At 65.7% G+C, this 25,402-nt stretch carries 15 protein-coding genes and 1 pseudogene; 8 read left to right on the forward strand and 8 right to left on the reverse strand.

The window, feature by feature from the left end:
• Window positions 1–5 precede the first annotated feature (5 nt).
• From BAY61_RS22650 to BAY61_RS22660, 3 genes are read left to right on the forward strand one after another with little or no spacing between them, the layout of a single operon-like run.
• On the forward strand, window positions 6–998 hold the full coding sequence (locus tag BAY61_RS22650; protein ID WP_091807574.1) for a prenyltransferase/squalene oxidase repeat-containing protein: 993 nt from the start codon (window positions 6–8) through the stop codon (window positions 996–998).
• A complete protein-coding gene (locus tag BAY61_RS22655) occupies window positions 995–8,449 on the forward strand; it encodes a type I polyketide synthase (protein ID WP_091807576.1) in 7,455 nt (2,484 codons plus the stop codon). The genes BAY61_RS22650 and BAY61_RS22655 overlap by 4 nt, the downstream gene beginning before the upstream one ends.
• Window positions 8,450–9,301 carry an alpha/beta fold hydrolase gene (locus BAY61_RS22660; protein ID WP_091807578.1) on the forward strand — a complete coding sequence of 284 codons (852 nt, stop codon included), beginning with the start codon at window positions 8,450–8,452 and terminating at the stop codon, window positions 9,299–9,301.
• Here the strand turns inward: BAY61_RS22660 and BAY61_RS22665 are convergent.
• From BAY61_RS22665 to BAY61_RS22675, 3 genes are all read right to left on the reverse strand, one after another.
• Window positions 9,285–10,169, reverse strand: coding sequence for a MaoC/PaaZ C-terminal domain-containing protein (locus BAY61_RS22665; protein ID WP_091807579.1), 885 nt, complete (start codon window positions 10,167–10,169; stop codon window positions 9,285–9,287). The two genes, BAY61_RS22660 and BAY61_RS22665, sit on opposite strands and share 17 nt — an antisense overlap.
• 157 nt (window positions 10,170–10,326) lie before the next feature.
• Window positions 10,327–12,570 carry an arylsulfatase gene (locus tag BAY61_RS22670; protein ID WP_091807581.1) on the reverse strand — a complete coding sequence of 748 codons (2,244 nt, stop codon included), beginning with the start codon at window positions 12,568–12,570 and terminating at the stop codon, window positions 10,327–10,329.
• A 230-nt stretch (window positions 12,571–12,800) separates the two neighbouring features.
• Window positions 12,801–14,054, reverse strand: a complete 1,254-nt coding sequence (locus BAY61_RS22675) for a sulfotransferase family protein (RefSeq protein WP_170140256.1) — start codon at window positions 14,052–14,054, stop codon at window positions 12,801–12,803.
• Between the two features lie 263 nt (window positions 14,055–14,317).
• Between BAY61_RS22675 and BAY61_RS22680 the strand changes: the two genes are divergently transcribed.
• Window positions 14,318–15,202: an SAM-dependent methyltransferase gene (locus tag BAY61_RS22680; RefSeq protein ID WP_091807584.1), complete on the forward strand. Its 885-nt coding sequence runs from the start codon at window positions 14,318–14,320 to the stop codon at window positions 15,200–15,202.
• A 3-nt stretch (window positions 15,203–15,205) separates the two neighbouring features.
• Here BAY61_RS22680 and BAY61_RS22685 read toward each other — a convergent pair whose 3' ends face one another.
• Complete coding sequence (locus BAY61_RS22685) at window positions 15,206–16,057, reverse strand: glycerophosphodiester phosphodiesterase (RefSeq protein WP_091807586.1); 852 nt, start codon at window positions 16,055–16,057, stop codon at window positions 15,206–15,208.
• 390 nt (window positions 16,058–16,447) lie between these two features.
• Between BAY61_RS22685 and BAY61_RS22690 the strand changes: the two genes are divergently transcribed.
• Both BAY61_RS22690 and BAY61_RS22695 read left to right on the forward strand, forming a co-directional pair.
• On the forward strand, window positions 16,448–17,917 hold the full coding sequence (locus BAY61_RS22690) for a sensor histidine kinase (RefSeq protein WP_091807588.1): 1,470 nt from the start codon (window positions 16,448–16,450) through the stop codon (window positions 17,915–17,917).
• Between the two features lie 45 nt (window positions 17,918–17,962).
• Window positions 17,963–18,722 (forward strand): annotated as a pseudogene (locus BAY61_RS22695) (3-hydroxyacyl-CoA dehydrogenase).
• Window positions 18,723–18,748: 26 nt separating this feature from the next.
• Here the strand turns inward: BAY61_RS22695 and folP are convergent.
• The 3 genes from folP to BAY61_RS22710 form a co-directional block, all read right to left on the reverse strand.
• The gene (gene folP / locus BAY61_RS22700; protein ID WP_091807941.1) at window positions 18,749–19,585 is read right to left on the reverse strand and encodes a dihydropteroate synthase; all 837 of its coding nucleotides are present in this window, start codon (window positions 19,583–19,585) and stop codon (window positions 18,749–18,751) included.
• 234 nt (window positions 19,586–19,819) lie between these two features.
• The gene (locus BAY61_RS22705) at window positions 19,820–20,293 is read right to left on the reverse strand and encodes a MarR family winged helix-turn-helix transcriptional regulator (RefSeq protein ID WP_091807590.1); all 474 of its coding nucleotides are present in this window, start codon (window positions 20,291–20,293) and stop codon (window positions 19,820–19,822) included.
• Window positions 20,294–20,334: 41 nt separating this feature from the next.
• Window positions 20,335–20,880 (reverse strand): winged helix-turn-helix domain-containing protein, encoded by a 546-nt coding sequence (locus BAY61_RS22710; RefSeq protein ID WP_143021399.1) that lies wholly within the window; start codon window positions 20,878–20,880, stop codon window positions 20,335–20,337.
• 127 nt (window positions 20,881–21,007) lie between these two features.
• On the opposite strand from BAY61_RS22710, the gene BAY61_RS22715 reads away from it, so the two are divergent.
• Window positions 21,008–23,377, forward strand: a complete 2,370-nt coding sequence (locus BAY61_RS22715; protein WP_091807592.1) for a molybdopterin-dependent oxidoreductase — start codon at window positions 21,008–21,010, stop codon at window positions 23,375–23,377.
• A gap of 216 nt (window positions 23,378–23,593) precedes the next feature.
• A complete protein-coding gene (locus tag BAY61_RS22720) occupies window positions 23,594–24,844 on the forward strand; it encodes a hypothetical protein (RefSeq protein ID WP_143021400.1) in 1,251 nt (416 codons plus the stop codon).
• An 89-nt stretch (window positions 24,845–24,933) separates the two neighbouring features.
• Here BAY61_RS22720 and BAY61_RS22725 read toward each other — a convergent pair whose 3' ends face one another.
• Window positions 24,934–25,398 carry a PPOX class F420-dependent oxidoreductase gene (locus BAY61_RS22725; protein WP_091807596.1) on the reverse strand — a complete coding sequence of 155 codons (465 nt, stop codon included), beginning with the start codon at window positions 25,396–25,398 and terminating at the stop codon, window positions 24,934–24,936.
• Window positions 25,399–25,402: the final 4 nt, after the last annotated feature.

The raw sequence follows: 25,402 nt of genomic DNA on the forward strand, positions 1-25,402 counted from the left end.
AGCCGATGCTCCACACTCTTTTCGAGAACCAGGGCACGACGCTGCGCACGGTCGTCCGTCGTGCCCTCGACTACTTCCGCGATCACCAGCGGCCCGACGGCGCGATCGCGGAAGACCCCGCGGTGACGGTGTTCCAGGAATGGGACTCGGTGAACGCGCTCAAGGCCATGGCACTGTGGTCTGACATGGCGGAGACCGAGCACCTCGACGCAGCCGAGCGCATCGCGGAATTCCTTGCCGGAAGGGAAAAACCGAACGGGATGCTGAGCTGGGGCGCGCTGCCGACGGGCCCCGGTGACTACTGCACGGAAACCAGCAGCGAGTACACCTCAGCGCTCACCCTCCTCGGGCACGTCTCCTCCGCGAGGGCGAAGGCCGAGTATCTGCGTCGAGGGCAACTGCCTTCCGGCGCATGGGAGGAACCACACCCGCACATTCCCCGCGCGTTCCAGACCGAGCCCTCGGTGACCGGTTTCGCCTCGATGGCCCTCACCGGCCTCGACATCGAACCACGCTACGTCGACGAAATGCTCGATTTCCTCGGCGGACGCCAGAAACCCGACGGCCATTTCGGGATCAACTGGTACTACTACGGCACCTACTACTACCTGCTGGCACCCGCGACGGCGGCGCAGGCCGCCTTCGGCGACTATCCGGCTCTCGCCTCCGCACGCCGGTTCGTCGTCGCGGAGCAACGGTGTGACGGAAGCTGGCACGACGAACTCGACGGTTTCGGCGAGTACTCGTCGGCCGAGCAGCACACCGCACTCGCGCTCGACACCTTGGCACAGACCGGAATGGACGCGCGCGAGACCGAGACCGGCCGTGCCGTGACCTGGCTGCTCGGCAGGGCGCGTCCCGACGGTTCGTGGAACGGCGGCCGGTACCCCTATCCGGACACCGACAGCTACCGCGGTTTCCACGCCACCCAGCACGTGTTCACCACCGCAAGGGTCCTGTTCGCCCTGCATGCCCTCTACCGCATGGAGAACTCATGAGTTCGTTCGAAGACCACGACGGTGGCCCGGTCGCGATCATCGGCATCGGCTGCCGGCTTCCCGGCGGGGTGACCGGCACCGAATCGTTGTGGCGGCTGCTGACCTCGGGCACCGACGCCGTCGGCCCGGTACCCGAAGACCGCTGGGACGTCGAAAGGTACTACGCGCCACACGCCCAGCGGCCGGGCAGGAGCACCGCGAGGGAAGGCGGCTTCCTCAGCGAGGTCGACACGTTCGACGCGTCGTTCTTCGGTATCTCCGCGCGGGTCGCCGAACAGATGGACCCCCAGCAGCGACTGCTGCTGGAAGTGAGCTGGGAAAGCCTCGAAGACGCCGGCATCGTGCCGGATCACCTCGCCGGGCAACGGACCGGTGTCTTCATCGGTGCGAGCAGCCAGGACTACGGGAGTTTGCAGGCCGCTCCAGGCGAGGTGCACGGGCTCGGTCCGCATTCGGCGACCGGAACGTTCATGAGCATCCTGTCCAACCGGCTCTCGTACACGTTCGATCTGCGCGGTCCCAGCATGACCGTCGACACCGCCTGCTCGTCGTCACTCGTGGCGCTGCACCTCGCCGTCGAGAGCATGCGCAGGGGCGAAAGCGACATCGCGCTGGCAGGCGGTGTCAACCTGATGCTGACCCCGCAATTCGGGATCGCGCTGAGCCAGGCCGCGATGCTCTCGCCGGACTGCCGGTCCCGCGCCTTCGACGCGTCGGCCAACGGCTACGTGCGCGGCGAGGGCTGCGGCGTGGTGGTACTCAAACCGCTGGTACGCGCGCAGCTCGACGGCGACCGGATCCACGCGGTGATCAGGGGAAGCGCGGTCAATCAGGACGGCCGCACCCAAGGCATCACGGTGCCCAACGGCGAGGCGCAGGAGGCCAACTTCCGGGCCGCGCTCGCCTCGGCACGGGTGCCTGCCTCCGAGGTGGGCTACGTCGAGGCACACGGGACCGGCACGCCGGTCGGCGACCCGATCGAGGCCACGGCGCTCGGCAGGGTCCTCGCCGGTGACGAGGGGCCGAAGGCGACGACGCTGATCGGCTCCATCAAGACCAACATCGGACACCTCGAAGCCGGTGCCGGGATCGCGGGACTACTCAAGGCCGTACTGAGCGTGCAGCACCGCTGGATCCCGGGAAACCCGCACTTCAGCACCCCGAACCCGGCCATCGACTTCGAAGGGTACGGCCTCGCGGTGCCCGCGAGCGGAACACCGTGGCCCACCGAGTACGAGCGGGCCCTTGCCAGCGTCAACTCCTTCGGTTTCGGAGGCACGAACGCCAACGTGGTGCTGGAAGGCCCGCCCGCGGCCGAAGCCGGGGCGTCCTCCTCCGGCGTCGACCGGCCAAGCGTGCTCACGATCAGCGCGCGCGGCGAGGCCGCGCTACGGGAACTCGCGGAGAACTACGCCGACTGGCTGGCGAAGCGACCGGATACCGACCTCGACGAGCTCGGGGCCGCCATGGCGTCGCGGCGCTCGCATCACCGGCACCGCGTCGCGCTCACGGCGACCACCGCGGCGGACGCGGAAGCGACCCTGCGCGCGTACCTGCGGGGCGAAGCACCTTCCGGGCTCACCGAAGGTGTCGCCCGGCCAGGCCGCACCGGAAAAACCGGGTTCCTCTTCAACGGCCAGGGTCCACAGTGGTATGCCATGGGTCGCGTCCTGCTGGAGACCAGCCGCGTTTTCAGGGCGAAGGTCATGGAATGCGACGAACTTGCCATGCCTCACCTCGGCTGGTCCATTCACGACGCGCTGACCGCCGACGAGACCTCGTCGAAGGTAGGCAAGACGTACTGTCTCCAGCCCACCATGTTCACCATCCAGGTCGCCCTCGTCGAGCTGTGGCGGGAATGGGGTGTCGAACCGGACGCGGTGGCCGGGCACAGCATGGGCGAAATCGCCGCGGCGCACATCTCCGGCGCGCTGGATCTCGCCTCGGCGCTCAAGGTGATCTGTGTCAGGGCCAGGATTCAGGAAAAGGCCGATCCGACAGGCGCGATGATGTTCGTCGCGCTGTCCGCCGCCGAAACCCGCGCGTTGTGTGAGCAACGCTCGGGCGACCTGTGGGTCGCCGCGGAGAACAGCCCCACGACGACCACGGTGTCCGGGCGCAAGGAAGCCCTCGATCAGCTGGCCGCCGAACTCGCGGAGCGCGGCGTGTTCGCCAAGGTCCTGAAAGTCAACTGCGCGTGTCACAGCCCTGACATGGACCCGTTGCACGACGAACTCGCCTCGGAATTGGCAGGGATCCAGGCGAGCACGTCCTCGATCCCCATGTACTCGACCGTCACGGGACACAGCGTCGACGGCGCCGAACTGGGTTCTGCCTACTGGTGGCGCAACTTCCGGCAGCCGGTGTTGTTCGAACCGGCCGTTCGCGCGATGCTCGCCGACGGCGTCGACACGTTCGTCGAGCTGAGCCCGCATCCCGTGCTGGCGAACTCGGTACGGGAAATCGCCGACGACGCCGCAACGGACGCCGTGGTCGTCTCGTCACTGGTGCGCCGCAAGGACGACTGGGAGTCCTTCCTCACCGGGTTCACCACGCTGTACGCCGAGGGGCGCCGGATCGACTGGCGAGCGCGTCATCCACACGGGACCAGGATGCTCGATCTTCCCGGCAACCCCTGGATCAGAGAACGCTACTGGAACGAAGGCGCCGTCTCGCGCCTGCACAGAGCCGGCGGTCAGCAGCACCCCATGCTCAAACGAACGGACGCGGTGCGGCCGACCTGGGACATCGCCTGGGACGACCATCGCATCGGCTGGGTACACGAGCACGACGTCCTCGGCGCCGTGATCGTTCCCGGCGCGGCGTACGTGGAAGCGGTGCTCGCCGCCGCGGCGGAACTCACCGGCGAGCAGTGCGCCCTGGAGTACGTGGAGTTCGAAAAGGCCTGTGTACTCGGTGACGAGCCGCTGCTGAGCAGGCTCGAACTGAACGAAAAGGACGGTACGTTCGAGTTCCATCACCGTGCCGTCAGGGGCGAAACCTGGACCCGCGCCGCCACCGGCCGGTTCCACCGGAGAGGCGGGGGCCGCCCTGACATCGTCGACGTGGCCGCGATAAAGGCGAGAGCCACGGCGACGCACCGGTCCGTCGAGGTGTACGGGGCGTTCCGGGACAAGGGATACACCTACGGTCCGGCGTTCTGCGGAATCGCTGAGGTCCACATCGGACAGGTCGAGACGCTGGCCCGTATCCGGACACCGAGGGTGCTGCGCAACCGGCGCGAAGGATACCTCTTTCACCCCGCCGTGCTGGACGCCTGCTTCCAGAGTTCGATACTGCATCCCGCCGACGGCGATTCCGAGCTTCTTCCCTTCTGCTACCTGCCCACCGGCATCGACGCCGTGCGCGTCCACGGCGAACCGGCCGAACCCGTCTGGTGCTACACCCGGGTTCACGAACTCGACCGCACCGGGCTCGCGGTCGACATCCTGCTGCTCGACGAACACGGCACGGTGCTCGCCGAATTCACCCGCCTGACGGGAAAGACCGTGCGCTCGGCAGGTTCGTCCGTCGCGGACGACGTGACCGGCAACCTCTACCGGTACCGATGGCAGGCGGCACGAAGGGAACGAGTGCTGCCGTGCGCGTTCACCATCGGCCCTGCCGAATTGGGTTCGCGACTGGGGCCGGTGACCACGGCGCTCGCCGAACGGATGTCGAGCACCGGCTACACCGGTGACTATCAGGACCGCGTCGGCGACCTCTGCGCGGCCTACGTCGTGCGATGCTTGCGTGAACTCGGCGTTCCGCTCGCCGAAGGAGACACGTTCGGTATCGCCGAACTGAGCGGAGTGCTCCCGAAGTACGACAGGGCGGTGGCCCGTTTCCTCGACGTGCTCGTCGAGGACGGGGTGCTGGGCGAGCGGGACGACCGGTATGTGGTGTACCGGGTTCCCGAGGTCGAGCCGGAACGGTTGTGGGCACAGGCGCTGCGCGGACACCCCGCCGCGATCTGGGAACTGTCCCTGTTGCGCCGCACGGGAAACGCGCTGGCAGATGTGCTGACCGGGGCTGCCGATCCGCTGACGTTGCTGTTCCCCGACGGCTCCGGCGAGCAGACGGAGCCCGTCTACCAGACCTCACCGATCGCCCGGATCCACAACAGACTGGCCGTCGCGGCGGTGGACAAGCTCATCCGGTCCAGGATTCCGGGAAGGACGGTACGCATTCTGGAAGTGGGCGGCGGAACCGGCGGGCTCACCTCGGCACTGCTGCCGTCACTGCCGCCAGAAGGTTGCGAGTACGTCTTCACGGATGTGTCGCCCGCGTTCCTTGCCACGGCGAGAGAACGATTCGCTGACTACTCCTTTGTGGACTACCGGATTCTCGATCTGGAGCACGACCCCGAGGATCAAGGGTTCACTCCCGGCGCGTTCGATCTGATCGTGGCCGCCGACGTCGTTCATGCCACGAGTGACCTGAAACGCACGCTGCTGCACCTCGGCGACCTGCTGGCGCCCGGCGGCGTGCTCGCGCTCATCGAGGCGGTACCAGGCAACCGCTGGCTGGATCTGACCTTCGGCCTCACCGAAGGCTGGTGGTCGTTTCGCGATCTCGAACTCCGCGCGGACGGGCCGCTGCTTCCCAGGTCGTCGTGGAAACACCTGTTGGCCTCGGCCGGCTACACCGAACCGACCGTGCTCAACGGTACCGACGGTGCCGAGCTGCCAGGCGGGCAAACCGTTCTGCTCGCCGCCGCTCCGGACGGGATCGAGTCCGGCTTCCCTTCGCCGGAATGTTCGCAACCGGATTGTCTACAAGGCGAGTGGCTGATCGTCTGCGACAGGGACAACGACGAATTCGGTGCCCTGCTCGCCGGCGGCATCGCCGACCGGGGCGGAACCCCCGTTCGCGTCACGCCGGAGGCTCTGCCGGACTATGCCGGACCGGCGCCATCCTCGATCGTGCACCTCGTACCCGCGGGCCCCGCCTTCCGCGATTTCTCGGCGGAGACCCTCACGGGAGCGGGCGCCGACGTCGCGGTGACGGCCCAACTGGCCGCACTGATCGCCCGGCGCGCCGACGGGTCGCCGCCGAGGATGTTCGCACTGACGAGAGGTGTCCACGGAACAGCAGCGCCAGGCAGGTTGCGGGGAGCGGCCGCGTGGGGCGCCGCCGCCGTGGCCGAACTCGAACTGTCCGGAACCGGATACACGATCATCGACCTCGACGAGGAACCTTCACCGGAAGAACTCGACACCGTACTCGCCGCACTCACCGCCGACGACGGGGAACACCAGCAGCTACTCCGGGGCGGAGAACGGTTCGTGCGCAGGCTGGACCGGGTACCGCCGAAGGACACCCGGACCTTCGACGCCCGTGAACTGCCGGAAAGCAGCGGCTTCTCACTGGGCATGACCGACTCGGGTTCGCTGGACGACCTGCGCTTCACGGCCAGGACGCGATCGATCCCCGACGCCGGGCAGGTCGAGGTCAAAGTCTTCGCCGCCGGACTGAACTTCCTCGACGTGATGATCGCCCTCGGTCAGGTTCCCCCGCTCGCCGGTACCGGTGGCTACCGCTTCGGCGCCGAATGCGCCGGTGTGGTCACCCGCGTCGGGCCCGGAGTCCGCGACGTGGCCGTGGGAGACGAGGTCATCGCCGTCAAGGCCACGCAGGGAACGCTTGCCTCACACGTGATCGTCGACGCCGACGGTGTCGTCGGCAAACCGGCCGCGCTTGGCTTCGACGAGGCGGCGACCGTACCGATCGTCTTCCTCACCGCCTGGTACGCGCTGCGCAAGCTGGCCAGGATCGCCGAGGGCGAACGGGTGCTGATTCACGCGGCCGCCGGTGGCACCGGCCTCGCGGCGGTACAGCTCGCGATGCTCAGCGGTGCGGAGGTCTTCGCGACCGCGGGCACACCGGAGAAACGGGACCTGTTGCGGGCGCTCGGAGTGCGCCACGTCATGGACTCACGATCGCTCGACTTCGCCGACGAGATACGCGCCGCGACCGGCGGGGCAGGGGTCGACGTCGTCGTCAACTCCATCGCAGGGCCCGCCGTCGCGCGCAGCCTCGCGTGCCTCGCGCCCTACGGCAGATTCGTCGAACTCGGAAAACGGGACCTGCAAGCCGACAACCACCTCGGGCTGCGCCCTTTCCTGAACAACCTCGCCTACTTCGCCTTCGATCTGAGGCAGTGGCTGACCGACCGCCCCGACGAGGTGCGCGCCGACCTCGTGACGCTGCTGTCGCTGTTCGAGGAGCGAAAGCTGCACGCACTGCCGTTCAGGGTGTTTCCTCCAGCCGAGATCGAGACGGCGTTTCGCCACCTCGCCGCCGCGAAACACGTCGGCAAGATCGTCGTGGCGATGGACGAACATGAAGTGCCTGTACGCCAACGGAAAATCCCGCACATGTCCGGGACGTGGCTGGTCACCGGCGGCCTCGGCGGCGCGGGCCTCGCGATGGCGGAACGGCTCGCCGCATCGGGAGTCCGCGACCTGGTGCTGGTCAGCCGGGCCGGACACCCCGGCGAAGCCGCTCAGGCCGCGATCGACAAGTTGCGCGCGAACGGGGTTGGCGTCGACGTCGCCGCCGTGGACGTCACCTCACGGGATCAGCTCTCGCGCCTGCTCGACCGCATCGGAAGGGAACTTCCCCCGCTGCGGGGCGTGATGCATTGCGCGATGGTGCTCGACGATGCCCTGCTCACGGATCTCGACGGCGAACGAATCGCGAAGGTGCTGGCTCCCAAGGCCCTCGGAGCGTGGCACCTGCACGAACTCACCTCCCACCTGCCGCTGGAGGCGTTCGTGCTGTTCTCCTCTGCGGCCTCGATGGTCGGCAACGTCGGCCAAGCGAGCTACGCGGCGGCGAACGCGATGCTCGACCAGCTCGCCGAGGCGCGCGTGGCCGCGGGGTTGCCCGCGCTCGCGGTCAACTGGGGCGCGCTCTCCGACGCCGGCTACGTCGCGCGGCACACGCGGATCGCGAAACAGGTGGAGGCCGTTGGAATGCGCGGCTTCCCCGTCGACTCCGCGTTCCACGCGCTGACCCGGCTGCTCGGCGACCACTGGCCACGCGTCGGCGTGCTCCCGATGAACTGGGACCGCTTCGTCGGCGAGCACGACGCGGGCCGCGCCCGCTACGAGCATCTGCTCGACGGCGGGCAAGGTGACCTCGTGGACGCCTCGCAAGATCCACTGCGGAACCGGCTGCGCTCCGGCGACGCCGCGCGGGGCGAGGTGCTGCGCGAGGCGCTCACCAACCGGATCGCGACGGTGCTGGGAATGCCGCCGGCCGAACTGGACGAGCAGCTGCCCCTGATGGACTACCTGGATTCGCTGCTGGCCGTGGAGATCAGCTCGTGGATCGAGCGGGAGCTGGGCACGAAGGTGACCATCATGGAACTGATGAAAGGCCCGAGCATCGTCCAGCTCGCCGACCGGCTGCTCGACGGGATACCGGAGAGGGAGGCGACGTAGGTGGGCGCCGAGGAGTTCGCGGTCCGCTTGCCACGCGGCGGGATGACGTTGCGTGGCAAGCGGACCGGCGACCCCGAAGGCGCACCCGTGTTGTGCCTGCACGGCTGGCTGGACAATTGCGCGAGCTTCGACGCGCTCGCCGACCGGTTGCCCGAAACGGATCTGCTCGCGATCGACCTGCCGGGGCACGGCTTCTCCGACCCGATCACCTCGGCGACCTGCCAGTACGCCGACTACGTGGCCGCCGTGCTCGAACTGGCTCACACCCTTGGCTGGCAACGGTTCCGGCTGATCGGCCACTCACTCGGCGGCGCGCTCGCCTCGCTGATCGCCGGAACTCACCCCGGCGCGGTGGAGCGGCTCGTGCTCATCGACGCGATCGGGCCATTGCCGGCTCGGCCGGAAGACAGTGTCGCCGCGCTGGCCGGATACCTCACCGAATACCTGAAAGGTCACCGGTCCCCCGTCTACCGCACCCGCGCCCAGGCGGTGAAGGCCAGGGTGAAGCTGGCCGACATCCTGCTCAGTACCGCCGAGGTGCTGGTGGAGCGCGACCTGCGCGAGGTCGAAGGCGGCTACACGTGGCGGCACGATCCCCGGCTCAAGAAGTCGTTGCCACGCGGTTTCACCGAGGAGCAGGTGCTGGCGTTCCTATCCGCGATCACCGCGCCCTCTCTGCTGGTGCGCGCGGAGCGGACGGCGTTGCGGGAGGATTTCTATCCGCGCCGGTTCGAGACCGTGCCCGGCCTGCGCGTGGTGACCCTGCCGGGAGGGCACCACCTGCACGTCGAGAATCCGGACCAGGTCGCCGGGGTGATCCGCGACTTCCTCGGGTTCAGTCCCGGATGGTGAGCGCCGCCGTGAGTACCCTGCCCCGCTCACCGTCCTTGACCGAGGTGGCGAGCAGCAGTTGACCTGTCGTCCGCCACACCTCGGTGTGCAGCGTCTGACCAGGAAACACGACCCCGTCGAACCGGGCCGTGTAGTCGGCGATCCGGTCGAGATCGCCGTGCAGCACGGCGTCGGCGACCGATTTGGCGACCATTCCGTAGGTGCACGCACCCTGCAAGATCGGCCTTTCGAATCCGGCGGCGGCCGCGACCTCGGGATCGACGTGCATCGGATTTCGCTCCCCGCACAATCGGTACAGCAGGGCCTGCTGCGGCAATGTCGGGGTTTCCAGCACGAGATCCGGGGCACGAACGGGCAGGTCCGGTAGCGGCTGCGTACGGTCGCGGTCGCCGACACCGCCGGCGCCGCGGACATGGATTCCCGAGAACGCGGTCACCAGCGGAGCCCCGTCGGACAAGGTGACGTCGGTGCGCTGCAGCAGGACAGCCGCCCTGCCGGTGTCCTCGACACCGGTCACCTCGGTGCGGACGGTCGCCGTGCCGTGCACCGGCACCGGGCGGTGCGGCACGATGCGCTGCCAGGCGTGCAGCAGGTCGCGCAGGTTCAGCTCAAGACCGGGGAACCGGATTTCGGGAGGCGAGGAACGATAGTGCTGGGGTGCCGCGACCCCGAAAATCGAGGGCATCGTCATGACGAACGTCGGCAGCACCCTCAACCGGGGTTCGTAGACGTAACGCAATTCGTTGTCATCGATCGGATCCGCACCAGCGCCGAGGGCGAGGTGATAGGACACGACGTCGTGCTCTCCCCAGGAAAACTCGCACTCCGGCAAGCCGAGCCCCGTGGCGAGGGTGGTGTCGATGAGCATGGTCTCCCCTTGTCGTTCCGGCACGTACTCGCGCCACAGGCGACACAACGGACCTTACCGAAGCCGTTTACCGTCACCCGGTCGACAGGCACATCACAATGCGTTGCCGCAGCCTGTGTCCACCCGCAACACCGCCGCACGACAGTAGTCAGACAGATCACTCACCAGATATCCGACGCTCGATGTCGGCGGTGTCAAGCCTCCCGGCCCCCACCGTCAGCCTCGCGGCCGTGATGGTTCCGTTGAAAGGGAAAGGTGGCCGATACTCTTCACACACCGGAAGGCCAAAGTCGCGCGCCAGAAGAAGGCGTCCCCCCAGCCCGCCTGCGATACTCGCGGCCGGGTCCACCGCCACCTTCCGCTGCGCAACAGCGACACCGTCGATACTGAGCTTCGTCATCGCGGTCCCGCCATGTGCCCGGTATTCCATCCGCAACGCGTGTGGTCCCGAGAGATCTACTGCCTCAGTACGCACTAACTGTTCAGCTCGGCCGTCGTTCACAGCGAGCACGAGGCTTCCGAATCGGAAATAAAGAGCCCAGCCGCCATGCCAATCACCGTGAGCACAGAGGACACCGGTTGGCATCTCGCCCTGCCCGCAATCTACCTCCACGGACAACGTGAACTCGCCGTCCAGCGACAAGTCGGGCGCCGCGTAGAGGACGTCGGGCAACAACTCGGCACTGTGACCCGACCAGCACGCTCGAATGGACTCGGATAACGGCCGATCCAACCCGTCCATCAGCGGAAGCACATTCCTGCCCTGGGTTTCCAGAGTCCAGCGATCCACCATTTTCCGCAGCAGATCAGGCTCCCTAGCCGACAGGTCAAAGGTTTCAGCGAAATCCTCTTCAAGGTTGAAAAGAAGCCACGAGTCTTCGGAAAAGTTACGGCTTCCCTCGATCAACTTACGCTCGGCAGCCAAACTACTGTCCACATGATCGGTCGTGGCCTTCCATCCCTGCCAATATATCGACCGAGAACCCATAACCTCGAAATACTGGGCATCCCTCGACGTCGGCGCGCTCGCGTCGTTGAGAGCGGAGCCAAAACTTCGACCTTCAATCGGTAACTGGTCAACATTATCCACATCTTTCGGCGGCGAGACTCTTGCGAGCTCCAGAAGCGTCGGCATGATGTCGATCGCATGACAGAATTGACTCCGCACGCCCCCGCTCTTACTTGCATCGATTCCATCCGCCCAATGAATTATCAGCGGCGTGCGGGTACCACCAAGCCAGGCATACCGCTTCCACAGTTTGAACGGTGTATTACCCGCCCAAGCCCAACCCCAGGCATAATGGTTATTAGCCCTAATTCCACCCAATTCGTCAACGCGACTGGACATGACGTCGAAATCCGATCCGCGCCCGGAACCCGAGAGGTCGCCCCACGAAGGCTTATTGAAGTGACCGAGTGGCCCGCCACCGGAACACGCGCCATTGTCGGACAGAATCAAGAAGACAGTATTGTCAAATTTATCGACACGGCGGAGAAAGTCCAGAATTTTGCCGATCTGCTGATCCGTATGAGTCAAGAAGCCGCCGAAGACCTCCATCTGGCGCGCGAATACATGTTTCACACCAGGCGACAAGTCTCGCCACGACGAAACCCAAGGCGGGCGACGATGAAGGCGGGTTCCATCCGGCACCACACCGAGTTCCAGTTGTCGGTGAAAGAGGTTATTTCGCCACTCCTCCCAGCCCGCGTCGAAATTTCCTCGGTATTCCAATGACCACTTGGTATCGACCTGATGTGGCCAATGGACGGCACCAGTAGCCAGATAAAGAAAGAAAGGAGACTGATTCTTAGATTCGACATGTCTGCCCAGCATTCGAATGGTCTCGGCGGCGAGATCCTCAGTCAAATGATAACCCTCATCAGGATTACTGTCCGGCTCTACAAAATCGGTACCACGCACGAGATCCGGCGCCCAATGATTTGTCCCACCACCGAGGAAACCATAGAATTCATCGAATCCCATCCCCAGGGGCCATCTGTCGAATGGGCCGTTCTGCCCCTCTTCCGAGCCCGGTGTCATATGCCACTTTCCCACCGCATACGAGGAGTACCCGCCCTCAACGAGAAGTCGCGGAAGAGTAGCCGCAGACAACGGAATACGGCCGGTATAGCCCGGCAAATCCATCGGAACTTCCGGAAGAAACCCCATCCCCACACTATGATGATTTCGACCAGTGAGGAGACATGCCCGCGTCGGAGCACAGAGCGCGGTCACATGAAACCTGTTGAAACGAGTTCCTCCATAGGCCAGGGAATCCATGTTTGGCGTACATAAATCCGACCCGAAGCAACCTAATTGACCGAAGCCAAGGTCGTCGAGCACAACCATGACGATGTTCGGGCGCCCTCGCGAGATACCCCCCTCTACCGGTCCTGCCATCCACGCCCCTTCGTCACCGTCAGCACCCCGACCGAAGCAACCGAAGTCATCGACGGCGCCTCACATGCCTCAAGCAGGCTAGCATACACGAAACATCTATTTCATCTAGCAAGATAAGGCACAGCGGCCGGGAAGGGATCGTCCAGGAGCGCTCTCGCCAGTCGCCACACGAGCGCACCGGCCGCACCCGAGGAACGGCGGCTGGATGGCAGTACACACGGTCGCAGCGATCAAACGTTTACGCCGGGATAGCGTTCATAGTAATAAGAGAAGCGTTCTCGTAAATCGACCGGTGCGATATTGAAGTCCCTGGCCAGATCGTAAACGATCTGGCCATCTTTTTTCCGAGGATGCCCAGAGAGGTAACTATTCATTCGTTCAAGTTGGGTCAAATGGATCTCCAAGTCAGCTGATTCATACACTTTGCGCACGACGTCAAGTTTATGAATCATGAAATCTTGAAAATCAACTTCCACGAGCTGGCGCTCCGGCACGAACCGAGCACCGTTCATGCCACCACGCAGAAGGCGATCGATGCGATCCATCCAGTATTCTCCCAGCACCTCCAGATCGACAGCGCGATACTCAAGACGAGACAAATAAGCCGCGAGCGTCGCAACTGAGCTCACAATTGCCAGCGGGTCGCGGTATGTGACAACCACCGTCGCATCTGGAAATACTTTCATTAAAACATCCAGATGTTCGGCATGGTGAGGGGCCTTCAATACCCAGCGACGTGGCCCGCGCTGCCATTGCAGAGCCTTCAACATGTCTCTCATGAAGATGTAATGAGGGAGCTGATCCGCATGACTCATCGAGACGTCCGGCCAAGGCCGGACGATCGCGAGCGTTTCCCACCGCAGCAGGCCAAAATCAGGTCCGAAGAGTTCGACATCCTCGTGAACATGATCGGGCTCCACTGGCCGCATCGCTCGTAACATAGGAAGCATCTCATGCAGTTCATGCCAGGCCCTCGCGCCAGTTTCCCGGCGGATACGCATGTCCTCATCGACCTGGAGGTTCGATGCACGAATCGGTTCGTAGCTCTCCCAGAGGGGAAGAGAACGCAACCTCGAGTCGGCCGCGAGCAAGTTGACGAGGTGCGTAGTTCCGGACCGAAAAGGTCCGACTATGACTATCGGAGCTTCTATCGTTTCGTCAAGAATTTGCGGGTTTCGACTGATCAAATCCGTAAATCGGAGCCGCGTGGAAACAAAACGTACACAAAGCTGTCGGATCATCGCGCGCCCGAGTTCCGTACGATCATCTTCGGCGTCCGCAATTTCAAGCCACGCTCGCAAACGTCCTTGAAATTGTTGTTCTCCCACATTCTCCAGACGTGTCACTCTGGATGCATCTCGCAGAACCGATTCGCTTGTCATAGACACCGGGTTATCTTCGAAAAACTCCATTTTGCGCGACTGAGCTAAAGTGGGATCCGGAAGCGCCAGATCGGAGATTCTGCCACTTGCGAATTGAGACAACGCAATCACCTCTGTTGGGTCAACATGATCAACGACTCTGAACCGAGGAATTGGTAGTATCACAGCGAGGAGCGCCCAAGCAGGTGGCACGTTACACTGCCAATACTGCTGGAAACGGGAGATCGCACTGGTAGGTGGCCCATGGTGCTCAGCAGCCGTCCGCGAAATGCTCGTCGTCGTTCCCGGTGACATCGACACGTCAATGAATAAGGCAGCCGCATAGCAGAATTTGGTCATTTCAAGTTCAACCGACCTTGCCTACCATGCACCGATCAGTGGATCCGGCTCCGCCCAGCCGTCCCCTCCAGCGGTTGCTGGGTATCGTCGGACTCGTGCCCGACGACGCCCAGCCACCCGCTCTCGACCGGCCCAGCGCCGGCCGGATCTACGACTATCTGCTCGGCGGAACCAACAACTACGCCATCGACAGGGAGTTCGCCGACAAGCAGCTCGCGGTCGCTCCTGGCATCCGCGAGTCGGCCCGCGCGAACCGCGCCTTCCTCGGCAGGGCCGTTCGTTACGCGATCGACCTCGGCATCCGGCAGTTCATCGACATTGGCAGTGGCCTTCCGACGCAGGGCAACGTGCACGAGATCGCGGACGAGGCGGCGCCGGGCGAGGCCAAGGTCGTCTACCTCGACAACGAACCCGTCGCGCTGGCACACGCACAGATCCTGCTGGAGGACACCGCCGACCCCGAGAGGCACCGCGCGATCGCCGCCGACTACTTCGACGGCCCCGAATTGTGGCGCAAGGTGATGGACGAAGGCATCATCGATCAGCGTCAGCCGATCTGCTTGCTCGCGGTAGCGCTGCTGCACTTCATGCCGCCCGAACAGCAGCCCGAACGACCGCTGGCCTACTACCGCAGCCGTCTTGTGCCCGGTAGCGCGCTCGTGATCTCGCACGGCAGCCTCGACTCGGCTGGTCGGGAACGGCAGGACTCGTTCAAGAAGGTGGCCGACAACTACGCGAAGCAAGCGACCCACAGGGGCGCGTTGCGCGACCGCGGTGAGATCGCCGAACTGTTCGGCGATTTCGAGATCGTCGAGCCCGGGGTCGTGTGGGTCGACGAGTGGCGTCCCAGCTCACCGGTTCAGGGCGACCCTTCGCTGACCGGGATACTCGGCGCGGTAGGCCGTCACTGATACTCAACGCTGGGTGAGTGACTGAGGGTAGTCGGTGATGATGCCGTCAACACCGAGCTCCAGCATCTCGCGCATGCTGCCCGGTTCGTCGACGGTCCACACGTTGACTCCCATTCCCAGCTCGTGAATGCGTTCGACGAGGTCCGCGTCGGTCACCGTGTATCGCGGGTTCACGTCGTCGGCCCATTCGCTGAGCTCGGTCAGCTCGGCGTCGGTCGGCCGCTCCGCGTCGAGCACACCGATCGACACCTCGGGCAGCAGCTCGTGGAATCGCTTCGCGTCCTCCACCTCGAAGGACTGGACCCCCAGACCACCGCTGGCGAGCGCCTGACGAAGGTAGCCCGGCGCCGCCCTGAGTTCGGCGGCCAGATCGTCGGGAAGGCCCGTGTAGTGATCGCACGGACTGATCTCCGCCAGCAGCCCGATCTTGCCGCGCACCTGATTGATCACCTGCTCGACCGAGGGAATCGGCTCACCGGCGTACGTGTCGTGGAACCATGAGCCCGCGTCGAGCGCCCGCAGCTCCCGCCAGGTGAAATCGGAGACCCGGTAGGAAGGGCGGCCCGGATAACGCTGTTCGACGTCGGTGGTCCGCTCCAGCGTGCAGTCGTGAAAGTTCACCAGCTTGCCGTCCCTGGTGCGCTGAACGTCGATCTCGACGAAGTCGGCGCCCTGCTCGATGGCCTTGCCGATCGCGGCCTCGGTGTTCTCCGGTGCGACTCCGGAAGAGCCGCGATGGGCGATGACATCTGCCCCTTGAGTCTCGTGCGCGACAGCGGGCAACCCCGCCACCGCCATCATCGGCACGCACAGCACCGCGGCGAAAACCGTCCTGCGGAAAGTGGGCAGTCGCATGAGAACCTTTCCATTTTCGCCAGGCTTCACACCCGGCCTGATTTTTCGAGCCGTCGCCATCCTGTCCTGTCCCGGTGACCTCTGAACGAACACGAGCCAAACCCGGGCTTTCCACGACGAGACGGAGCACGCACCAACCCACCACAGTGGATGGTCCGGCTTGCCTTCGCTTGTTGATCGCCTCCGCATCAGCTGTGAGAAAACCACGCTTTCCCGTTCCGTGCAACGATTCCGTGGCCTACCGGTCGAGACCTGGGCGGGGGTCGCCGTTGACTTCGGCTCCTTGCTCGACCTTTCGAAACACGTTAGATTGAATGGGCCTGCCTGCCCTGGTCCCTGGCATCAACCCGACAACGCGGTTGCTGTCGAGATCATTTGAGGCGAAAACACATGAATCCGGAACCCGCTCCCCCACATCGGCGGGATACCGAACGAAAGCAGGCCGGCCGGGAACTCGACCGGCACGCGCTCGACGAACTACTCACCGATGTGCGGCATCGACTGGCGGACCTGACTCGCAGTCGTGACCAGCTCCAAGGCCTGCTCGACGCCGTACTCGCCACGAGCGACAACCTCGACCTGCGCCCGACTCTGCAACGGATCGTGCAAGTCGCGACCAAACTCGCCGACGCCCGCTGCGGGACCCTCGAAATACCGGATCAGACGCGGCTCGCCGAGCCCTCCGTGTTCACCTACGACAACCACGACCTTCCACGCACGGAACCAGGGAGTCCTGGCGCGAGGTTGCCGTGTGTTTTGCCGCCGACCTTGACCGGAATATCGAGAACCGAGATCGTCGTGGGCGCGCTTGCCGCGGTCGCGAGTGTGACGGTCGCGAATGCCAAGCTCTTCGAGCGGTCACGACTACGAGAGCGCTGGCTCACCGCCATGGCCAAAGTCAACGCGACCCTGTTCGCGGGCGCCCCCACCGAGGACACGTTGCGAGTCGTCGCCATGTCCGCGCAGGAACTGGCCGCGGCTTCGGCGGTACTCGTGCTGCTCGGCGAGCGGCACGGCACGGACTTGCTGGTCAGTGCGGCAGCGGGCGAGGGAGTGGAGGAACTGGTCGGTCACCGGTTCGACGAGACCCGCCCCCGCCATCGGCGATGTCGCCCGCACCGGCAACGCCAGCTCGCGTTGCTCGGCGAACGAGACCGCATCGCGCAGGAATTGCACGACCATGTCATCCAACGGCTGTTCGCCACCGGGATGGGACTACAAGGAACGCTGCGCCACATCACGGACGACAACGCCCGTCGGCGAATCGTGACCGCCGTGGACCGACTGGATCAGGTGGTGAAGGAAATCCGGGTCTCCGTCTTCGACCTGCACGAAGACCTGGGGTACGGCAAGACCAGTATGCGGCAGCGAATACTGGACGCCGTCGCCGAGTTGACCGGCGATACGCGCGTATCGCCGACGATCCACGTGGACGGCACGATCGACACCGCCGTCGGCGACGAACTCGGTGCCCATGCCGAAGCGGTCGTACGGGAAGGAGTGAGCAACGCGCCGCGGCACTCGGGCGCGACCGAGTTGGCGGTCGATGTCAGGGTCACCGGGCAACTTCGCGTGGTCATCACCGACAACGGCAGCGGTATCCACCTCACGACCCGGCGTAGCGGCCTTCGTAACGTACGGGCGCGGGCAGCGAGGCTCGGCGGCGCGGCAACGCTCACCAGGTCCGAAGCCGGAGGTACCACGTTGACCGGACCGTCCCGCTCCCGCGGTGAGCACCACCACCGGTCACGGCCCGGCAGGCAAGTACGCTGGTCCACATTGGACTATGAAGGCTCGTCGAAGGCCGGCACGGAAGCGCTTGCCCACGAGGCACGGCGTGCAGCATCCTTGGACGGTTGATCCATCCACCGGCCCGCCAGCGGGCCGAGGCGCCGAGGAGGCCATATGGACATCGCGGGCGCGGCCGCACTCGTCACGGGAGGCGCTTCCGGGCTGGGCCTCGCCACGGTGCGCGAGCTGCACCGAATGGGCGCCTCGGTGGCGATCGTCGACCTGCCTTCCTCGGACGGAGCCGACATCGCGGCGGAACTCGGCGAGCGTGCCGTGTTCGCGCCCGCGGACGTGACCAGCGAAGACGCGGTCTCCGGCGCCCTCGACGCCGCTCAACGGCTCGGCAACCTGCGCGTCGCGGTGAACTGCGCGGGCATCTCGACCGCGAACAAGACCGTCGGCAAGAACGGTGCTTTCCCGCTGGCCGACTTCACCAGGGTGGTCACGGTGAACCTCATCGGCACGTTCAACGTCATCCGGCTGGCCGCCGAACGCATGTCCGCGCTCCAACCGCTCGGCGAGGAACGCGGAGTCATCGTCAACACGGCGTCGGTCGCCGCGTTCGAGGGACAGATCGCAGGCGGCCTACTCGGCCTCGAAGGGCGGCATCGTCGGCATGACGTTGTCGATCGCGCGCGACCTCGCGGGTCTGCGGATCAGGGTGGTGACCATCGCGCCCGGTCTGTTCAACACTCCCCTTTTCGGCACGCTGCCCGAGGAGGCCGTCGCCTCGCTCGGAGCGCAGGTCCCGCACCCTTCGCGGCTCGGTGAGCCCGCGGAGTTCGCCGCGCTGGCGAGCCACATCGTGGCGAACCCGATGCTCAACGGCGAGACCATCCGTCTCGACGGCGCCATCCGCATGACCCCGCGCTGAATCCCGGCTTCAATGTCCACTGTGGATCAGGCGAATCCTCTCAGTACCTTCGCCGGAGCGCGCTGCCCGAGGATCACCGCGACCATGTCGAGCGTCTGACAGGTTTCGGCGACGTTGTGGGCACGGAAGACCGCCGCACCCTGCCACGCGCAGATCGCGGTGGCGGCCAGCGTTCCCACCAGCCGATCCCGCACGTCCGCACCGAGTGACTCGCCGACGAAATCTTTGTTGGAAAGGGCGACGAGCACCGGCCATCCTGTCGCGGTGAGCTGGTCGAGCCGCCTTGTCAACTCCAGCGAATGCCAGGTGTTCTTGCCGAAGTCGTGTGTGGGGTCGATCAGGATTCCGTCCCTGGGGACGCCGAGCGCGGCCAGCGCCTCAGCCCGGCGCGTGACCTCCGCGATGACGTCGGCCACGATGTCGTCGTAGGCGACCCTGTGCGGCCGGGTTCGCGGCGTCGCGCCGCCGGTGTGGGAACACACGTATCCCGCGCCGAACTCCGCCGCCACCTCGGCAAGCCTCGGGTCCGCGCCCGCCCAGGTGTCGTTGAGCAGGTCGGCTCCCTCGGCGACAGCGCTTCGCCCCACCTCGTGCCTCCAGGTGTCGACGCTGATGGCGAGACCGGGAAAGCGCTGCCGCACCTCGGCGACGAACGGCACCACCCTGCGAATCTCCTCGGTCACGTCGACCGTGGCGCCGGGGCCCGCCTTGACACCCCCGATGTCGATGATGTCGGCTCCCTCGGCGACGGCCGTCTCAACGGCTGCGAGTGCCTCGGCGGTGCCGTAGGTGGAGCCACGGTCGTAGAACGAGTCGGGCGTCCTGTTGATGATGGCCATCACCAACGGCCGGTCGGTCCGCATCGTCCGCCCCCGAAACCGGATCTCCCGTTGTCCACCGCGCTCCATCAGGGCCATTCCTCCGCACAGGTTCCTGTCGGCACGATCCTGCCGACCAGGTCAAAAGTAGCCGATCCTGACCTCCGGCCGCCGGTGGCGCGGACCGGCCCCTCGTTTGGTCCACAGTGGATCAGGAAGCATCCCGATCACGGCGACGCGGATCTTTTCTCGCGCTCTGCCGGATCATCACCTCCCAGCTCACGGCTGTCCCACCGGCTGGTCGGCCGCGCCGAGCAACCCGCTTAGTTCCCGCAGCATGGTGATCGTCTCCGTCAATTCCGGCAGGGACACGTGGCCGCCGATCCGGTTCGCCCAATCCGCCTGCCGTCGCTCCACCTCGGCCAGCGCCGCCCTGCCCCGCGCGGTCGGCTCCAGCAGTTTGGCCCTCCGGTGCCGGGGATTCGGCTGGAACGCGATCAGCCCGGCGCCTGCGAGCGCGTCGGCGGTCTGCCGCACGCTCTGCCGGGTCAGCCCCATGGTGCGGGCAACCTCGGCGACGGTGGCCGGCCGGTGGTCGATCACACCCAGCACCTGCCAGCGGGCGCTGGTCAACCCCGCCGGCTTGGCGAGTTCGTCACCCGCCGCCAACAGCAGGCCGTTGAGCCGGAACACCTCGATCGCCAGCTCAGAGTAGGCAAGCCCGCGAGGGGTGAGCGTTTCCTGGGGCGTCATGGGCCCATCTCACCAAGTTGACAGGTGCCTGTCAACTTGTTTCAGGCCGGCTCGATCCGCACCCTGCCGTCGTTCTCAAGCCGGTAACCGACGCCACGGACCGTCGTGATCAACGACGAACCGGCTCCCAGCTTCGTCCGCAGCTTCCGGATGTGTACGTCCAGCGTGCGCCCTCGCCCGGTACCCCTCTTGACGTCGGGAAGCCCCCACACCTCGTTGATCAGCTCCTCACGTCCGCACACCCTGCCCGCCCGCCTGGTCAGGAAACAGAGCAGATCGAATTCGAGCCTCGTCAGCTCAACCGGCGAACGTCCAGCCCACACTCTGCGTGAGGCGACGTCGATTCTGACGGAACGGCCCTGCCCGTAACGGGTGTGAGGAACCGCGACCCGCAGCACCCGTTCCGACGTACCGTGACGCACCATCACGCTCCGCGTCCCCACTGGCGCCGGAAACTCCGAGCTGATCGCGGCGGCGAGCACCGCCGCCGCTTCCGACACCTGTCCGGCGTCGCCGCTGCCCCTGATCACGACGTCGAGAACGACATCGACGTCGAAGGGGCCGGGCGGAGCTGGTGAATTCACCATGTTCTCCCTCCTCGCTGTTCCACGTCACCAGCACCGGCCAAGCAGGTCAAAGCCGTTTCGAGGGGTGGACAAGGTTGACGTGGACGCGAGTTGACCGGACGTCTCGGCTGCTCCTAACTTCGATCAGATGCGCTCCGACGAGACGAACTGGTCGACCACGACGTCACACTGGGGCGCCTATCGCGTTCGCGCCGTCGGCGACACCGTCGAAGTCGCGGCGCATCCACTCGACAAGGCGCCCTCTCCGCTGCTCGGCAACGTGGCCGCCGGCTCACGGCACCCCACCCGGATCAGCGCACCCGCCATCCGGCGCGGCTGGCTCGATCACGGCCCCGGCCCCAGCTCACGCCGGGGGCGCGACGAATTCGTCGAGGTCACCTGGGACACCGCACTGGACCTGCTCGCCGAGCGACTCGACGCGACCCGCAGGACGCACGGCAACTCCGCGATCTTCGGCGGCTCCTACGGCTGGGCGAGCGCGGGCCGGTTCCACCACGCGCAGAGCCAGCTACACCGCTTCCTCAACGTGATCGGCGGCTACACCTCCTCACGCAACACCTACAGCACGGGATCGTCGTCGGTCCTGCTTCCACATCTCGTCGGCGACGCCGACACGCTGCTCAGGAACGCGGACACCTGGCCGACGATCGCCGAGCACACCGATCTCCTGGTCGCCTTCGGCGGGCTACCTGAGAAGAACGTGTCCGTGACGCCGGGTGGCGTCACCGAGCACGCCACCAGCACGGCGCTGCGCCAACTCGGGAACTCCGGTGTCGAGGTCGTCTCGATCAGCCCGCTCGCCGACGACGCACCCGGCACACCGGGGGCTCGTTGGGTGCCCATCGCACCGGCCACCGACGTCGCACTGATGCTCGGGCTCGCCCATACGGTGCTGACCGACAATCTCCACGACCCCGTTTTCCTCGACCGCTACTGCGTCGGTTTCGACGACGTGGCCGACTACCTGCTCGGCCGTCGCGACGGCGTCCCCAAGAACGCCGAGTGGGCCGCGAGTTGGTGCGACGTCACCGCCACCGACATCCGTGCGCTCGCCCGAAAGATGGCCTCGAAAAGGACATTGATCACCGTCTCCTGGTCGCTGCAACGCATCGAGCACGGTGAGCAGCCGGTGTGGGCCGGTCTGACTCTCGCCGCGATGCTGGGGCAGATCGGCCTGCCCGGCGGTGGCTTCGGGCACGGGTACGGGTCGATGGGCGATGTCGGCGAGACCGGAGCCGCTCTCCCATTGCCGTTCCTTCCGAGGGGACACAACGCGGTCAGGTCATTCATTCCGGTCGCGAGGATCGCCGACATGCTGCTGAGCCCCGGCTCGCGCTTCGACTACGACGGCGGCACATACCACTATCCCGACATCCGACTCGTCTACTGGGCGGGAGGGAACCCGTTTCACCACCATCAGGACCTCAACCGGCTCAGGCAGGCCTTCGGCAAACCCGACACCGTCGTCGTGCACGAACCACATTGGACGGCCACGGCCCGGCACGCCGACATCGTGCTACCCGTGACGACGACACTCGAACGCGAGGATATCGGCGCGGGCAGGAGGGACACGCACCTCTTCGCCATGCCACGGGTACTCGAACCGCACGGACAGGCGCGCGACGACTACCGCATCCTCGCCGACGTCGCCCGCAGGCTCGGGGTCGGCGACGAGTTCACCGAGGGACGCACGCCCGCACAATGGCTCAAGCATCTCTACGGCGGCTGGCGCGAGCGGCTCCGCCGCGAGCGCCATGACATCCCTTCCTTCGCCGAATTCTGGGAGCAAGGTTCCCTGCCGCTACCGGCCGGGCACCGTCACCCGACCCCGCTCGCGGCGTTCCGCGCCGACCCCGACGGCAATGGGCTCGCCACGCCGAGCGGCAGGATCGAACTGGCCTCGGCGACGATCGCGGGGTTCGGCTACGCGGACTGCCCTGGACAGGCGACCTGGTTCGCGCCGAGGCGGGACGCGACGTATCCGCTCCACCTCATCGCCAATCAGCCGCGAACCCGGTTGCACGGTCAGGGTGACATCGGAGAAACCAGCCAGAACTCCAAGATTTCCGGCAGGGAACCCATCACGATGCACCCGCGTGACGCCGCGACTCACGGCGTGGGCGAAGGCGACGTCGTACGAGTCTTCAACCGCAGGGGCGCATGCCTCGCGGGCGTCGTTCTGTCCGACCGTGTCCGTCCCGGTGTCGTCGTGCTGGCGACGGGCGCATGGTTCGACCCGGTCGATCTTCCCGACGACGGCGCCGGTGCTTTTAGCGGGTCCGTCGTCGCGGACAAGGCACTGTGCGCGCACGGAAACCCGAATGTGCTCACCTCGGACATCCCGACATCCGCACTGGCCCAGGGCTGCGCTGGTCAACACACCAGGGTTGACATCGAGCTTTTTCCACATCCACTTCCCGCACCGCGCACTCTCCTCCCGCCTGCCATCGAAGCCGCGTCATCCGGTGAATTGAATACAGAACACGTGCCGAACTGATGCATTTTGTCGACCGAGAATAGCCGACAGGGCTCCGGCGCCAATCTGGTATGAATTTTCACCATGTTCGGTAGAGGGAGCGCGAATCAACCAACGCGACTCGACAAGGTTCGCGACAAAGCCGAAGAAATGGACCTCGGAGCCGAACTGAGAGCATTCGTCCAGGAAGAAGGAGCATCAAAAAGTTTCGCCATCGCCTTCTACGAACGTGGTTTCGTGAGCGCGCTCAACCGCATCGCCCCTGAATGCTGGCACTGGGACGACGTCGTCAAAACCGACCAGGTTTTCGAGACCGGCCCCCGCGGCGACCGCACGCTCACCAAGGTTTCCGTCCACGGCGACACCGTCGGCAGGGCCGCCCACTACAAGGCATCGACGTTCCGAAAGTGGCCCGGCGTCGATCCGCAGGAAGTCCTGCGGCTGCTTTCGGCCAAACTGGACGCCACGCACGAGGCTTCCCGCCGCTTCGTCGACGATGTCGTCACCACACTCGCGCAGGGACGGCAGCATTTCTGGCGGGACTCCTTCGTCCTGGGCCCCGACGGTGTCCACGCCGGCGCCCGCACCGTCCGCTGGGACGAGTTGAGCAGAGTCGACCGGCGCGACTACCATCTCGCGCTGTTCGACAACAGCGACCACCCGCAACCCGTCTTCGTCGCGGCATTGCGCGCACGCGACGAGTACGCACACTTCTCCGAGGTCGCACAACGGATGTTCGACCGAAGTGGGGCAAGCCACCAACTCTTCGTCGCTCCCACGTCAGGGCCTGCCAAGCGGCGGCGCCGGTGGCTGGACGCCACTGAATACCTCATGTTCCCCGAGATAGGAGAACCGGAACCACCCGCCGATCTCGACGATCTCGCCGACCGGATGCGGGTGGAGGGAATGCGGCACGGGCTCGGCGACGACGCCCGCTGGTTCGGTACCGACATCATCCGGGGTGCCGGCCGACGCCTCGCGCTGTACGAGGACGGCATCGTCGTCGGCAACCACACCGAGGTCATCGCCGTCACCTGGGGCGATCTTTACTACGTGTGCCTTTTCGATCGTCCAGGGGCAACTGGCCTTCAGGAACTGCGCGCCATTCGCCGCGACGGCGAGACCGTTCTCGGCGGAACCCTGGTCTCGGCCGGGATGGGCGACGTTGTCGGCCTGACGATTCTCCAACTCCACGCCGACCACCTGATCCGGAACTGGTTGTCGGCCCATCAACAGGGAGATTCGTTTTCGTGCGGCCCGAAGACCACCGTGAGTCCGGCGGGTCTGCGCCACAAGAACCGCGACATCGCGTGGGACCGGGTACGCGATATCGACTTCTCCTGGACCGCGACCGACCCGCTCGCCACCGTGCGCTCGGACGGGCGGCGCACGCTGCGCATCCCGCTGACCGAGCTGCGTAATGCCGCCGCGTTCGCCAAGATCAGCGGACTACTCACCACTCGCGGTCCGGAGCGAGTCGCCCCCTGACCGCACGCCGCACTGTTCCGTGACCACCCCGGAGACATCCGACGGTCCACTGTGGATGTCGTCAGCCCGGCCGCGCCGCCGGAACGACGTCAGCCGTCGGCAAGCCGCGAAGGAAAGCCCCCGGTCGCGATGGGCCCCCATCGTTCGATGCCGATCCTGATCAACGACTTGTTCTGCCTGACCATCGCTTCCCTGTACTCGGCCCAGTCAGGGTGCTCCCCGGAAATACAACGGAAGTACTCGACGAGACCCTCGACGGCATCCGGCATGTCCAGTACCTCGGCGATGCCGTCGACCTGGACGTAAGGTCCGTTCCACTCATCTGAGAGCACACACATCGACACGCGCGGATCGCGGCGCGCGTTGTGTGTCTTGGCCCGCTCCGGATAGGTCGAAACGACGAGCCTGCCCTCGCCGTCCACACCGCAGGTGACCGGAGACATCTGTGGCCCGCCGTCAGCTCTGCTGGTCAACAGCACCCCGCGATGGCGAGGCTTGAGGAACTTCACGAGTTCGGCTCGGTCGACACGGTCGGCCGCGGCCACGGATGCCATGCGT

Source organism: Prauserella marina (genome assembly GCF_002240355.1).
In the GTDB taxonomy this organism is placed as follows: Bacteria; Actinomycetota; Actinomycetes; order Mycobacteriales; family Pseudonocardiaceae; genus Prauserella_A; species Prauserella_A marina.

Bases quoted from the DNA above. Each gene is read 5' to 3' on its own strand.
- BAY61_RS22725 (WP_091807596.1), bottom strand. From the start codon at position 25,398: ATGGCATCCGTGGCCGCGGCCGACCGTGTCGACCGAGCCGAACTCGTG.
- BAY61_RS22665 (WP_091807579.1), bottom strand. From the start codon at position 10,169: ATGCTCATCGACACCACCCTCGCCACGGGGCTCGGCTTGCCGGAGTGC.
- BAY61_RS22650 (WP_091807574.1), top strand. From the start codon at position 6: ATGCTCCACACTCTTTTCGAGAACCAGGGCACGACGCTGCGCACGGTC.
- BAY61_RS22715 (WP_091807592.1), top strand. From the start codon at position 21,008: ATGCGCTCCGACGAGACGAACTGGTCGACCACGACGTCACACTGGGGC.
- folP (WP_091807941.1), bottom strand. From the start codon at position 19,585: ATGCGGACCGACCGGCCGTTGGTGATGGCCATCATCAACAGGACGCCC.
- BAY61_RS22670 (WP_091807581.1), bottom strand. From the start codon at position 12,570: ATGGCAGGACCGGTAGAGGGGGGTATCTCGCGAGGGCGCCCGAACATC.
- BAY61_RS22690 (WP_091807588.1), top strand. From the start codon at position 16,448: ATGAATCCGGAACCCGCTCCCCCACATCGGCGGGATACCGAACGAAAG.
- BAY61_RS22685 (WP_091807586.1), bottom strand. From the start codon at position 16,057: ATGCGACTGCCCACTTTCCGCAGGACGGTTTTCGCCGCGGTGCTGTGC.
- BAY61_RS22680 (WP_091807584.1), top strand. From the start codon at position 14,318: ATGCACCGATCAGTGGATCCGGCTCCGCCCAGCCGTCCCCTCCAGCGG.
- BAY61_RS22705 (WP_091807590.1), bottom strand. From the start codon at position 20,293: ATGACGCCCCAGGAAACGCTCACCCCTCGCGGGCTTGCCTACTCTGAG.
- BAY61_RS22710 (WP_143021399.1), bottom strand. From the start codon at position 20,880: ATGGTGAATTCACCAGCTCCGCCCGGCCCCTTCGACGTCGATGTCGTT.
- BAY61_RS22655 (WP_091807576.1), top strand. From the start codon at position 995: ATGAGTTCGTTCGAAGACCACGACGGTGGCCCGGTCGCGATCATCGGC.